General features: G+C 70.4%; 11 protein-coding genes. All 11 read left to right on the forward strand.

Features of this window, described 5'->3' with window-relative positions:
* The 11 genes from ABT078_RS05980 to metK all read left to right on the forward strand — a co-directional run bounded on the left by ABT078_RS05980 (position 1) and on the right by metK (position 12,788).
* On the forward strand, positions 1-1,287 hold the full coding sequence (locus tag ABT078_RS05980; RefSeq protein WP_351224243.1) for a dihydroorotase: 1,287 nt from the start codon (positions 1-3) through the stop codon (positions 1,285-1,287).
* Positions 1,284-1,919 carry a PH-like domain-containing protein gene (locus tag ABT078_RS05985; RefSeq protein WP_351224245.1) on the forward strand — a complete coding sequence of 212 codons (636 nt, stop codon included), beginning with the start codon at positions 1,284-1,286 and terminating at the stop codon, positions 1,917-1,919. The genes ABT078_RS05980 and ABT078_RS05985 overlap by 4 nt, the downstream gene beginning before the upstream one ends.
* Positions 1,916-3,055, forward strand: a complete 1,140-nt coding sequence (carA, locus tag ABT078_RS05990) for a glutamine-hydrolyzing carbamoyl-phosphate synthase small subunit (RefSeq protein WP_351224247.1) — start codon at positions 1,916-1,918, stop codon at positions 3,053-3,055. The genes ABT078_RS05985 and carA overlap by 4 nt, the downstream gene beginning before the upstream one ends.
* Positions 3,048-6,356 carry a carbamoyl-phosphate synthase large subunit gene (gene carB, locus ABT078_RS05995; protein WP_351224249.1) on the forward strand — a complete coding sequence of 1,103 codons (3,309 nt, stop codon included), beginning with the start codon at positions 3,048-3,050 and terminating at the stop codon, positions 6,354-6,356. Before carA ends, carB begins: the two co-directional genes overlap by 8 nt.
* Before the next feature lie 85 nt (positions 6,357-6,441).
* Entirely contained in the window at positions 6,442-7,551 is a 1,110-nt protein-coding gene (locus tag ABT078_RS06000) for a quinone-dependent dihydroorotate dehydrogenase (RefSeq protein ID WP_351224251.1), read from the forward strand.
* A gap of 26 nt (positions 7,552-7,577) precedes the next feature.
* Positions 7,578-8,438: an orotidine-5'-phosphate decarboxylase gene (gene pyrF, locus ABT078_RS06005; RefSeq protein ID WP_351224253.1), complete on the forward strand. Its 861-nt coding sequence runs from the start codon at positions 7,578-7,580 to the stop codon at positions 8,436-8,438.
* A 266-nt stretch (positions 8,439-8,704) separates the two neighbouring features.
* Positions 8,705-9,028, forward strand: coding sequence for an integration host factor (locus tag ABT078_RS06010; RefSeq protein ID WP_026246651.1), 324 nt, complete (start codon positions 8,705-8,707; stop codon positions 9,026-9,028).
* Between the two features lie 37 nt (positions 9,029-9,065).
* On the forward strand, positions 9,066-9,629 hold the full coding sequence (gmk, locus tag ABT078_RS06015; RefSeq protein WP_351224255.1) for a guanylate kinase: 564 nt from the start codon (positions 9,066-9,068) through the stop codon (positions 9,627-9,629).
* A gap of 29 nt (positions 9,630-9,658) precedes the next feature.
* On the forward strand, positions 9,659-9,931 hold the full coding sequence (gene rpoZ / locus ABT078_RS06020) for a DNA-directed RNA polymerase subunit omega (protein WP_005319902.1): 273 nt from the start codon (positions 9,659-9,661) through the stop codon (positions 9,929-9,931).
* 91 nt (positions 9,932-10,022) lie between these two features.
* Positions 10,023-11,225, forward strand: coding sequence for a bifunctional phosphopantothenoylcysteine decarboxylase/phosphopantothenate--cysteine ligase CoaBC (gene coaBC, locus ABT078_RS06025; RefSeq protein WP_351224257.1), 1,203 nt, complete (start codon positions 10,023-10,025; stop codon positions 11,223-11,225).
* Between the two features lie 339 nt (positions 11,226-11,564).
* Positions 11,565-12,788: a methionine adenosyltransferase gene (gene metK / locus ABT078_RS06030; protein WP_351224259.1), complete on the forward strand. Its 1,224-nt coding sequence runs from the start codon at positions 11,565-11,567 to the stop codon at positions 12,786-12,788.
* The last annotated feature ends 382 nt before the right edge of the window (positions 12,789-13,170 follow it).

A 13,170-nucleotide genomic window follows, 5' to 3' on the forward strand; every position in this document is an offset into this window, starting at 1 on the left:
ATGAGCAAGATCCTGATTCGTGGCGCGAAGGTGCTCGGCGGCGACCCGCAGGACGTCCTGATCGACGGAGAGACCATCGCCCAGGTGGGTGTAAATCTCGAGGCCGGCGACGCCACCGTCGTCGGGGCCGAGGGCAAGATCCTGCTCCCCGGCCTCGTCGACCTGCACACCCATCTGCGCGAGCCGGGCCGCGAGGACTCCGAGACCGTCCTCACCGGTACGCGCGCGGCCGCGAGCGGCGGCTACACGGCCGTGTTCGCCATGGCCAACACCTTCCCCGTGGCCGACACCGCCGGCGTCGTCGAGCAGGTCTGGCGCCTCGGCAAGGAGCACGGCTACTGCGACGTCCAGCCCATCGGCGCCGTCACCGTCGGCCTGGAGGGCAAGAAGCTCGCCGAGCTCGGGGCCATGCACGACTCGGCCGCCGGGGTCACCGTCTTCTCCGACGACGGCAAGTGCGTCGACGACGCGGTGATCATGCGCCGCGCGCTGGAGTACGTGAAGGCCTTCGGCGGCGTCGTTGCCCAGCACGCGCAGGAGCCGCGGCTGACCGAGGGCGCCCAGATGAACGAGGGCATCGTCTCCGCGGAGCTGGGCCTCGGCGGCTGGCCCGCCGTCGCCGAGGAGTCGATCATCGCCCGCGACGTCCTTCTCGCCGAGCACGTGGGCTCCCGCGTCCACATCTGCCACCTGTCGACCGCCGGGTCCGTCGAGATCGTCCGCTGGGCCAAGTCCCGCGGGATCGACGTCACCGCCGAGGTCACCCCGCACCACCTCCTCCTCACCGACGAGCTGGTCCGTACGTACAACCCGGTCTACAAGGTCAACCCGCCGCTGCGTACCGAGCGCGACGTCATGGCGCTGCGCGAGGCGCTCGCCGACGGCACGATCGACATCGTCGCCACCGACCACGCCCCGCACCCGCACGAGGACAAGGACTGCGAGTGGGCCGCGGCCGCCATGGGCATGGTCGGCCTGGAGACCGCACTGTCCGTCGTCCAGCGGACGATGGTCGAGACAGGCCTGCTGACCTGGGAGGGCGTCGCCGACCGCATGTCCTTCGCGCCCGCGCGGATCGGCCGGGCCGAGGGCCACGGCCGTCCCGTCTCGGCTGGTGAGCCCGCCAACCTCACCCTGGTCGATCCGGCATACCGTGGAACCGTGGACCCCGCGGGCTTCGCCTCCCGCAGCCGCAACACCCCCTACGAGGGCCGCGAGCTGCCGGGGCGCGTCACCCACACCTTCCTGCGGGGCCGGGCGACGCTCATGGACGGGAAGCTGGCGTGACACCTGCACTGATCAACCTAGCCGCCGAGGCCTCGGAGAAGCAGTCGGCGGAGGTGACCGACTGGGCCGCCCGCCTCGGCTGGGTGGCCGGGCTGCTGCTCTTCATCGCCCTCGTCTACTGGCTGATGCGCCAGGGCTGGAAGTGGCGCGGCGAGCTCCAGTCGGGCCTGCCCGAACTGCCGTCCCGCCCGTCTCCCACCACCACCCTCGACGAAGGCGGCAAGCCGCCGCTGCCTGGTATGCACGACGCGCCGGGCGAGCCGAAGCTGAGCCTCACCGGCCGCTACCACGGCTCGACGACCGCCGGGCAGTGGCTCGACCGCATCGTCGCCCACGGCCTCGGCACCCGCAGCCGCGTCGAGCTGACGCTCACCGACGCAGGAGTCGACGTCGTACGCCCCGGGGCCACCGACTTCTTCATCCCGGCAGCGGCCCTGCGCGAGGCCCGCCTCGACAAGGGCATCGCCGGAAAGGTCCTCGCCGAGGGCGGACTGCTGATCGTCACCTGGGCGCACGGCGACCGGGAGATCGACTCCGGCTTCCGCTCCGACCACGCGGCCGAGCACGCCGCCTGGGTCGAGACCATCAACTCCATGATCACGACCGACTCGACGGAAGGCGCCGCACGATGACGACCTCCACCCGGGGAACCCGCGTTCCCGCCGTACTCGTCCTGGAGGACGGCCGTACCTTCCGCGGCCGCGCCTACGGGGCCGTGGGGGTGACCTTCGGCGAGGCCGTGTTCTCCACCGGCATGACCGGCTACCAGGAGACGCTCACCGACCCGTCGTACCACCGCCAGGTCGTCGTGATGACCGCCCCGCACGTCGGCAACACCGGTGTCAACGACGAGGACCCCGAGTCCTCCCGTATCTGGGTGTCCGGTTATGTCGTCCGCGACCCCGCGCGCGTCCCGTCCAACTGGCGTGCGAAGCGCACGCTGGACGAGGAGCTGAGGCACCAGGGCGTCGTCGGCATCAGTGGCGTCGACACCCGCGCCCTCACCCGCCATCTGCGTGAGCGCGGCGCCATGCGCGTCGGCATCTTCTCCGGCAACGCGCTGCCCGACGAGGGCACGATGCTGGCCGAGGTGCGCCAGTCGCCCGAGATGCAGGGCGCGGACCTGTCGGCGGAGGTCGCCACCAAGGAGGCGTACGTCGTCCCGGCCATCGGTGAGAAGAAGTTCACCGTCGCGGCCGTCGACCTCGGCATCAAGGGCATGACCCCGCACCGGATGGCCGAGCGCGGCATCGAGGTGCACGTCCTGCCCGCGACCGCCACCGCCGACGACGTCTACGCCGTCGGTCCCGACGGGGTCTTCTTCTCCAACGGTCCGGGCGACCCGGCCACCGCCGACGGCCCCGTCGCCGTCATGCAGGCCGTCCTGGAGCGCGGCACGCCGCTGTTCGGCATCTGCTTCGGCAACCAGATCCTCGGCCGGGCGCTCGGCTTCGGCACGTACAAGCTCAAGTACGGCCACCGCGGCATCAACCAGCCCGTGCAGGACCGTACGACCGGCAAGGTCGAGGTCACCGCGCACAACCACGGCTTCGCCGTCGACGCCCCGCTCGACTCGGTCTCCGAGACCCCCTACGGCCGCGCCGAGGTCTCCCACGTGTGCCTGAACGACAACGTGGTGGAGGGCCTCCGGCTCCTCGACCGGCCGGCCTTCAGCGTCCAGTACCACCCGGAGGCGGCCGCGGGCCCGCACGACGCCGCGTACCTGTTCGACCGCTTCGTTTCCCTGATGGAGGGCCAGCGTGCCTAAGCGCACCGATATCCAGTCCGTCCTGGTCATCGGCTCCGGCCCGATCGTCATCGGCCAGGCCGCCGAGTTCGACTACTCCGGAACCCAGGCCTGCCGGGTCCTCAAGTCCGAGGGCCTGCGCGTCATCCTGGTGAACTCCAACCCGGCGACGATCATGACCGACCCGGAGATCGCCGACGCCACGTACGTCGAGCCGATCACCCCCGAGTTCGTCGAGAAGATCATCGCCAAGGAGCGGCCCGACGCGCTCCTGCCCACCCTCGGCGGCCAGACGGCGCTCAACACCGCCATCTCCATGCACGAGCAGGGTGTGCTGGAGAAGTACGGCGTCGAGCTCATCGGCGCCAATGTCGAGGCCATCAACAAGGGGGAGGACCGCGACCTCTTCAAGGAGGTCGTCGAGGCGGTACGCCAGAAGATCGGCCACGGCGAGTCCGCCCGCTCGGTCATCTGCCACTCCATGGACGACGTCATCAAGGGCGTCGGTACCCTCGGCGGCTACCCCGTCGTCGTCCGCCCCTCCTTCACCATGGGCGGCGCCGGCTCCGGCTTCGCGCACGACGAGGAGGAGCTGCGCCGTATCGCGGGGCAGGGCCTGACGCTCTCCCCGACCACCGAGGTGCTCCTGGAGGAGTCCATCCTCGGCTGGAAGGAGTACGAGCTGGAGCTGATGCGCGACAAGCACGACAACGTCGTGGTCGTCTGCTCCATCGAGAACTTCGACCCGATGGGCGTGCACACCGGTGACTCGATCACCGTCGCCCCGGCCATGACGCTCACCGACCGCGAGTACCAGCGGCTGCGTGACATCGGTATCGCGATCATCCGCGAGGTCGGCGTCGACACCGGCGGGTGCAACATCCAGTTCGCGGTCGACCCGGACGACGGCCGGATCATCGTCATCGAGATGAACCCGCGCGTCTCGCGCTCCTCCGCGCTGGCGTCGAAGGCCACCGGCTTCCCGATCGCGAAGATTGCCGCGAAACTCGCCGTCGGCTACACGCTGGACGAGATCCCCAATGACATCACCGAGAAGACGCCGGCCTCGTTCGAGCCGACGCTCGACTACGTGGTCGTGAAGGCCCCGCGCTTCGCCTTCGAGAAGTTCCCGTCCGCCGACAACACCCTCACCACCACGATGAAGTCGGTCGGCGAGGCCATGGCCATCGGCCGCAACTTCACCGAGGCGCTGCAGAAGGCCCTGCGCTCCCTGGAGAAGAAGGGCTCGCAGTTCGACTTCACCGGCCCGGTCGGCGACAGGGACGAGCTGCTGCGCGAGTCCGCCCGCCCCACCGACGGCCGGATCAACACCGTCATGCAGGCCGTCCGCGCCGGAGCCACCCAGGAGGAGGTCTTCGACGCCACGAAGATCGACCCGTGGTTCGTGGACCAGCTCTTCCTCATCAAGGAGATCGCCGACGATCTCGCCGCCGCCGAGAAGCTCGACCCCGAGCTGCTCGCCGAAGCCAAGCGACACGGCTTCTCCGACGCCCAGATCGCCGCGATCCGGGGCCTGCGCGAGGACGTCGTCCGCGAGGTCCGGCACGCCCTCGGCGTCCGCCCGGTCTACAAGACGGTCGACACCTGCGCCGCCGAGTTCGCCGCGAACACCCCGTACTTCTACTCCTCGTACGACGAGGAGAGCGAGGTCGCCCCGCGCGAGAAGCCCGCGGTCATCATCCTGGGCTCCGGCCCGAACCGGATCGGCCAGGGCATCGAGTTCGACTACTCCTGCGTCCACGCCTCCTTCGCGCTCAGCGACGCGGGCTACGAGACCGTGATGGTCAACTGCAACCCCGAGACCGTCTCGACCGACTACGACACCTCCGACCGCCTGTACTTCGAGCCGCTGACGCTCGAGGACGTGCTGGAGATCGTCCACGCCGAGACGCTCGCCGGCCCGGTCGCCGGTGTCGTCGTCCAGCTCGGCGGCCAGACACCGCTGGGCCTGTCGCAGGCGCTCAAGGACAACGGCGTCCCCGTCGTGGGCACATCCCCCGAGGCGATCCACGCCGCCGAGGACCGCGGCGCCTTCGGCCGCGTCCTCGCCGACGCAGGCCTCCCGGCGCCCAAGCACGGCACCGCGACCACCTTCGCCGAGGCCAAGGCCATCGCCGACGAGATCGGCTACCCCGTCCTCGTACGCCCGTCGTACGTGCTCGGCGGCCGCGGCATGGAGATCGTGTACGAGGAGACCCGGCTCCGGACGTACATCGCCGAGTCCACCGAGATCAGCCCCGACCGGCCCGTCCTCGTCGACCGCTTCCTCGACGACGCGATCGAGATCGACGTCGACGCTCTCTACGACGGCACCGAGCTCTACCTCGGCGGCGTCATGGAGCACATCGAGGAGGCCGGCATCCACTCCGGCGACTCGGCCTGCGCCCTGCCCCCGATCACGCTCGGCGGCTTCGACATCAAGCGGCTGCGCGCCTCGACCGAGGCCATCGCACACGGGGTCGGGGTCCGCGGACTGATCAACATCCAGTTCGCGATGGCCGGCGACATCCTGTACGTGCTGGAGGCCAACCCGCGCGCCTCCCGCACCGTGCCCTTCACCTCGAAGGCGACCGCCGTGCCGCTCGCGAAGGCCGCCGCCAGGATCTCGCTCGGCGCCACCATCGCGGAGTTGCGCGAGGAGGGCCTCCTGCCCGCGTCCGGCGACGGCGGCACGCTGCCCATGGACGCCCCGATCTCCGTCAAGGAGGCCGTGATGCCGTGGAGCCGCTTCCGCGACATCCACGGACGCGGTGTCGACACCGTCCTCGGCCCGGAGATGCGGTCGACCGGCGAGGTCATGGGCATCGACTCGGTCTTCGGCACCGCGTACGCCAAGTCGCAGGCGGGGGCCTACGGTCCGCTGCCCACCAAGGGCCGCGCCTTCATCTCCGTCGCCAACCGCGACAAGCGCTCGATGATCTTCCCGGCGCGCGAGCTGGTCGCCCACGGCTTCGAGCTGCTCGCCACCTCCGGCACGGCCGAGGTCCTCAAGCGCAACGGCATCAACGCCACCGTCGTGCGCAAGCAGTCCGAGGGCGAGGGCCCGAACGGCGAGAAGACCATCGTCCAGCTGATCCACGACGGCCAGGTCGACCTCATCGTCAACACCCCGTACGGCACCGGCGGCCGCCTCGACGGCTACGACATCCGCACGGCGGCGGTGGCGCGGAGCGTCCCGTGCCTGACGACGGTCCAGGCGCTCGCCGCCGCGGTCCAGGGCATCGACGCACTCAACCACGGCGGAGTGGGCGTGCGTTCGCTCCAGGAACACGCGGAACACCTGACCGCGGCCCGCGACTAGCAGCCCACGAGGGGGACACCGGGAACGGTGTCCCCCTCGTGGGTCTGGGGGCGTCCCCCAGAAAACACAGCATGAGGACACCCATATGTACAAACTCTTCTTCAACCTCGTCTTCAGGCACATGGACCCGGAAGAGGCCCACTACCTGGCCTTCCGCTGGATCCGCCTCGCGGTCCGCATCCCCGTGCTGCGCACGCTCGTCGCCGCCGTGCTCGCGCCCCGCCACAAGGAGCTGCGCACCGAGGCGCTCGGCCTGCGCATGCACGGCCCGTTCGGCCTCGCGGCCGGCTTCGACAAGAACGCCGTCGCCATCGACGGCATGGCGATGCTCGGCTTCGACCACGTCGAGATCGGTACGGTCACGGCGCAGCCGCAACCGGGCAACCCCAAGAAGCGGCTCTTCCGCCTCGTACCGGACCGTGCGCTGATCAACCGCATGGGATTCAACAACGAGGGCTCCGCCGCGGTCGCGGCCCGGCTCGGGGCCCGCCGCGAGATCTTCAGGACGGTCGTCGGCGTCAACATCGGCAAGACCAAGGTCGTCCCGGAGGAGGAGGCCGTCCGCGACTACGTGGCCTCGACCGAGCGGCTCGCCCGCCACGCCGACTACCTCGTCGTCAACGTCTCCTCGCCGAACACACCCGGGCTGCGGAACCTCCAGGCCACGGAGGCGCTGCGGCCGCTGCTCGCCGCCGTGCGCGAGGCAGCCGACCGCAGTGTGTCCGGTCGCCGCGTCCCGCTCCTCGTCAAGATCGCGCCGGACCTGGCCGACGAGGACGTCGACGCCGTCGCCGACCTGGCCGTCGAACTGGGCCTCGACGGCATCATCGCGACCAACACCACGATCGCCCGCGAAGGGCTCGGCCTGAAGTCCGACCCGACGCTGATCAAGGAGACCGGCGGACTGTCCGGCGCCCCCGTCAAGGCGCGCTCGCTGGAGGTGCTGCGCCGCCTGTACGGCCGCGTCGGCGACCGCATCACACTCGTCGGCGTCGGCGGCATCGAGAACGCCGAGGACGCCTGGCAGCGCATCCTCGCCGGAGCCACGCTCGTCCAGGGCTACAGCGCCTTCGTCTACGAGGGCCCCTTCTACGCCCGCGCGATCCACCAGGGCCTCGCCGCGCGCCTGGCAGCCGGCCCGTACGCCACCCTCGCCGAGGCCGTCGGCGCCGAGGCCCCGAAGCCCCGGGCATGAGCGCGAACATCCACGGAGGAAACCTCATGAGCGACACTCCCGAGCCCTTCGGCGCGCGGCTGCGCCACGCGATGGACACGCGCGGGCCGCTCTGCGTCGGCATCGACCCGCACGCGTCGCTGCTCACCGCGTGGGGCCTGGACGACGACGTCGCGGGCCTGGAGCGCTTCACACGCACGGTCGTGGAGGCGCTCGCCGACCGCGTCGCCGTCCTCAAGCCGCAGTCGGCCTTCTTCGAGCGCTTCGGTTCGCGCGGTATCGCGGTCCTGGAGCAGGCCGTCGCGGAGGCACGGGCCGCCGGCGCCCTGGTGCTGATGGACGCCAAACGGGGCGACATCGGCTCGACCATGGGCGCGTACGCCGCGACCTACCTCGACCCGCGCAGCCCGCTGTTCTCCGACGCCGTCACCGTCAGCCCCTACCTGGGCTTCGGCTCGCTTCGGCCCGCCCTGGACGCCGCCGTGCTGGGCGGCTGCGGGGTGTTCGTTCTCGCGCTCACCTCCAACCCCGAGGGCGCCGAGGTGCAGCGGTCCACCGCGGCCGGGGGTGTCTCGCTCGCGCAGCTCATGCTGAACCACATGGCCGACGAGAACGCGGGTGCCTCGCCGATGGGCTCGGTGGGCGCCGTCGTCGGTGCGACGCTCGGTGACGCGGGCGTCGACCTCGACATCAACGGTCCGCTCCTCGCCCCGGGCATCGGTGCCCAGGGCGCGACCCCGGCGGACCTGCCGGGCGTCTTCGGTGCGGCGGTCGGGAACGTCGTACCGAGCGTGAGCCGCGGCGTGCTGCGGCACGGCCCGGACGTCGCGGCGCTGCGGGAGGCCGCGACGCGCTTCGCCGACGACGTGCGGGTGGCGGTCGCGGGGGTCCGGGGCGTCTCGGGCTGACCCTTAGGAAGGGGGCCCGGGGCAACTACTTGGGCCTCACACGGAACTTTTCTTGACAGAAACCCGGTCGGTATGTCTGGAATATCCAGGTCGGCCGATGCTGACCAGGACTTTTCCGCTGTTCTCGCTGACTGAAGCGGTCTCGGCCGCTAGTCTCCGTCGAGAGTCACCGATGCAATGCGTTGCATCGTTGCTCGCCTGGTGTGGGGCGACTAGGTTCCGCACCGGTCCGTATCCGACAGTTCGACATCCGAGGTGACGTAGGCGTGGCTCTTCCGCCCCTTACCCCTGAACAGCGCGCAGCCGCGCTCGAAAAGGCCGCCGCGGCTCGCCGGGAGCGGGCCGAGGTCAAGAATCGACTCAAGCACTCCGGCGCCTCCCTCCACGAGGTGATCAAGCAGGGCCAGGAGAACGACGTCATCGGCAAGATGAAGGTCTCCGCCCTGCTCGAGTCCCTCCCCGGCGTGGGCAAGGTCCGCGCCAAGCAGATCATGGAGCGGCTCGGCATCTCCGAGAGCCGCCGCGTGCGAGGACTCGGCTCCAACCAGATCGCCTCTCTCGAGCGCGAGTTCGGCAGCACCGGCGCCTGAGTCCGGGGCACTGCCGAGAAACTGGAATAATCGCTGCATGGCAGCAGAGGTACGTCCGCGGCTGACCGTGCTCTCCGGCCCCTCCGGGGTGGGCAAGAGCACGGTCGTCGCCCATATGCGCAAGGTCCACCCCGAGGTCTGGCTCTCGGTGTCGGCCACCACCCGAAAGCCGCGCCCCGGCGAGCGTCACGGCGTCCAGTACTTCTTCGTCACCGACGAGGAGTTCGACAAGCTGGTCGCCAACGGTGAGCTCCTGGAATGGGCAGAATTCGCGGGCAATCGCTACGGCACTCCCCGCCGAGCGGTTCTGGAGCGACTCGAGGCCGGGGAGCCGGTGCTGCTGGAGATCGACCTCCAGGGCGCGCGGCAGGTCAAGGAGTCCATGCCGGAGTCCCAGCTCGTCTTCCTGGCACCACCCAGCTGGGACGAGCTGGTCCGCCGGCTCACCGGTCGCGGCACCGAGGCACCCGACGTCATCGAACGCCGCCTCGAGGCCGCCAAGGTCGAACTCGCCGCCGAATCGGAGTTCGACATCACCCTGGTCAACACCTCCGTCGAGGACGTAGCACGTGAGCTGCTAGCCTTGATGGAAGTTGTTTGATCTTTTTCCCACCTTTCGGAAGGTAGAGCGTGTCCTCTTCCATCACCGCGCCCGAGGGCATCATCAACCCGCCGATCGACGAGCTGCTCGAGGCCACGGACTCGAAGTACAGCCTCGTGATCTACGCGGCCAAGCGCGCGCGTCAGATCAACGCGTACTACTCGCAGCTCGGCGAGGGTCTGCTCGAGTACGTCGGTCCGCTCGTTGACACCCACGTCCACGAGAAGCCGCTCTCGATCGCCCTGCGCGAGATCAATGCGGGTCTGCTGACCTCCGAGGCCATCGAGGGCCCGGCGCAGTAGTCGCCACAGCACGTCAGTCCAGGCCCGGTGGAGCGTCCGCCGGGCCTGTGGTGTGTCATGGATACCGAGTCGAGTGCGGGAGTGGTCGTTCGTGGACAAGCCGAAGGTCGTTCTGGGGGTCAGCGGTGGTATCGCCGCGTACAAGGCGTGCGAGCTGCTGCGGCGGCTGACCGAGTCGGGCCATGACGTGCGCGTCGTGCCGACCGCGTCCGCGCTGCATTTCGTCGGCGCCCCGACCTGGTCCGCCCTGTCCGGGCACCCGGTGTCCACCGAGGTCTGGACGGACGTCCACGAGGTCCCGCACGTACGGATCGGACAGGGCGCCGATCTCGTCGTCGTCGCCCCGGCCACCGCAGACATGCTCGCCAAGGCCGCGCACGGCCTCGCCGACGACCTCCTCACCAACACCCTGCTCACCGCCCGCTGCCCGGTCGTCTTCGCGCCCGCGATGCACACCGAGATGTGGGAGCACCCGGCCACCCAGGAGAACGTCGCGACGCTGCGCCGGCGCGGCGCCGTCGTCATCGAGCCCGCCGTCGGCCGGCTCACGGGCGTCGACACCGGCAAGGGGCGGCTGCCCGACCCGGGCGAGATCTTCGAGGTCTGCCGTCGCGTGCTGGCCCGCGGCGCCGCCGTGCCCGACCTGGCCGGCCGCCATGTCGTGATCAGCGCGGGCGGCACCCGCGAGCCGCTCGACCCGGTCCGCTATCTGGGCAACCGCTCCTCCGGCAAGCAGGGCTACGCGCTGGCGCGTACGGCCGCGGCCCGCGGCGCCCGGGTGACGCTGATCGAGGCCAACACCGGCATGGCCGACCCCGCCGGGGTCGACGTGGTCCGCGTCGGCACCGCCGTGCAGCTGCGCGAGGCCGTGCTCAAGGCGGCATCCGACGCCGACGCGGTGGTCATGGCCGCGGCCGTCGCGGACTTCCGGCCGGCGACGTACGCCGAAGGCAAGATCAAGAAGAAGGACGGCCAGGAGCCCGCGCCGATCGTTCTGGTGCGCAACCCGGACATCCTTGCCGAGATCTCCGCCGACCGGGCCCAGCCGGGACAGGTGATCGTCGGCTTCGCCGCCGAGACCGACGACGTCCTCGCCAACGGCCGCGACAAGCTCCGCCGCAAGGGCTGCGACCTGCTTGTCGTCAACGAGGTGGGGGAGCGCAAGACCTTCGGCTCCGAGGAGAACGAGGCGGTGGTCCTCGGGGCGGACGGCAGCGAGACGCCCGTGCCGTACGGCCCGAAGGAAGCCCTCGCGGACACCGTGTGGGACCTGGTCGCCCCCCGGCTGGCCTGAGGCCCGGTCGCGGGTGCGGCCCTGACGCTGCCGGTCCCGGGTGTGACACTGCGCGCACACGACGAGCCGGTCGGCGTCCGGGTGAATTCAGGACGAATCTCTCATTCACCCCGATGATGCCGCCACAATCCGCGGGGAACCGGCCATCAGGCCGCACAGGCACGTCGATCGGCGTACAGTCGCACGCTGTTTGCGCGCCCGTATCACTCCCACGGAGCGAGACGCGTGGTCCGACGGACGGAAGCGCCCGATAAACTGTCCTCGGAACGACGCGGGGCGCAGCCCCCCGGCCGGTCCGCCAATGATCAGCCAGCAGCCGCTGCAACCCCAGGGAGCGTTGTGTCCCGTCGCCTGTTCACCTCGGAGTCCGTGACCGAGGGTCACCCCGACAAGATTGCTGACCAGATCAGCGACACCATTCTCGACGCACTGCTGCGCGAGGACCCCGCGTCCCGCGTCGCCGTGGAGACCCTGATCACCACCGGTCTCGTGCATGTGGCCGGCGAGGTCACCACCAAGGCGTGGGCCGACATTCCCACGCTGGTGCGCAACAAGATCCTCGAGATCGGTTACGACTCCTCGAAGAAGGGCTTCGACGGCGCCTCCTGCGGCGTTTCGGTGTCCATCGGCTCCCAGTCGCCCGACATCGCCCAGGGTGTCGACACGGCCTACGAGTCGCGGGTCGAGGGTGCCGCCGCAGGCAGGGAAACGGATGAGCTCGACAGGCAGGGCGCCGGCGACCAGGGCCTGATGTTCGGGTACGCGTGCGACGAGACGCCCGAGCTGATGCCGCTGCCGATCTACGTGGCGCACCAGCTCTCCCGCCGCCTCTCCGAGGTCCGCAAGAACGGGACCATCCCGTACCTGCGCCCGGACGGAAAGACCCAGGTCACCATCGAGTACGACGGCGACAAGGCCGTCCGCCTCGACACGGTCGTGGTCTCCTCGCAGCATGCCTCCGACATCGACCTGGACTCGCTGCTCGCGCCCGACATCCGTGAGTTCGTCGTCGAGCACGTGCTGAAGCAGCTCGTCGAGGACGGCATCAAGCTCGACACCGAGGGCTACCGCCTGCTGGTCAACCCGACCGGACGCTTCGAGATCGGCGGCCCGATGGGCGACGCCGGCCTCACCGGCCGCAAGATCATCATCGACACCTACGGCGGTATGGCCCGCCACGGAGGCGGCGCCTTCTCCGGCAAGGACCCGTCCAAGGTCGACCGCTCCGCCGCCTACGCCATGCGCTGGGTCGCCAAGAACGTCGTGGCCGCGGGCCTCGCCTCGCGCTGCGAGGTCCAGGTCGCGTACGCGATCGGCAAGGCCGAGCCGGTCGGTCTCTTCGTCGAGACGTTCGGTACCGCCGCGGTCGACACCGAGAAGATCGAGAACGCCATCGCCCAGGTCTTCGACCTCCGCCCGGCCGCGATCATCCGCGACCTCGACCTGCTCCGCCCGATCTACGCCCAGACCGCGGCCTACGGCCACTTCGGCCGGGCGCTCCCCGACTTCACCTGGGAGCGCACGGACCGCGTGGACGCGCTGCGTGCGGCCGCCGGCCTGTAAGCGAGCACTGCTGCGTTCGAGGGCCCCCGACCGTCTCGGTCAGGGGCCCTCGTTCGTGCCGGCACGGCCACCGCGGATGCCCGCGAATGGCGTGGCGCCCCGCGGGAGCTTACGCCGACGCCCTCCCGGTGCGGGTGACGGATACATCTGGAGCGGGGCGTGCCCCGCTGTGAAGGGAATCTCGACTCCGCCGCCGCTGTGCTCTCGGGAGTCCACGCGCCGGAGCGCCCGGTGCGAAGGCGACGGTTACTTCGGGTGCCGGCCCTGTCCTCAGGCTCCCCCGGATTTCTTCCGGGGGACCTCCGAGCGGGCTGACCCTCGCGGGTGCGCATCCCGCCACCGGTCCTGCACCCGTGTGGCCGAGCGGCCCTGGGCACAGTGC

Origin of the sequence: Streptomyces sp. NPDC002133 (genome assembly GCF_040296405.1) — a bacterium.
Classification (GTDB): Bacteria; Actinomycetota; Actinomycetes; order Streptomycetales; family Streptomycetaceae; genus Streptomyces.

What these genes read in the sequence shown, in the direction of transcription:
- ABT078_RS05980 (WP_351224243.1), top strand. Translation starts at nt 1, where the DNA reads ATGAGCAAGATCCTGATTCGTGGCGCGAAGGTGCTCGGCGGCGACCCG.
- carA (WP_351224247.1), top strand. Translation starts at nt 1,916, where the DNA reads ATGACGACCTCCACCCGGGGAACCCGCGTTCCCGCCGTACTCGTCCTG.
- ABT078_RS06000 (WP_351224251.1), top strand. Translation starts at nt 6,442, where the DNA reads ATGTACAAACTCTTCTTCAACCTCGTCTTCAGGCACATGGACCCGGAA.
- pyrF (WP_351224253.1), top strand. Translation starts at nt 7,578, where the DNA reads ATGAGCGACACTCCCGAGCCCTTCGGCGCGCGGCTGCGCCACGCGATG.
- gmk (WP_351224255.1), top strand. Translation starts at nt 9,066, where the DNA reads ATGGCAGCAGAGGTACGTCCGCGGCTGACCGTGCTCTCCGGCCCCTCC.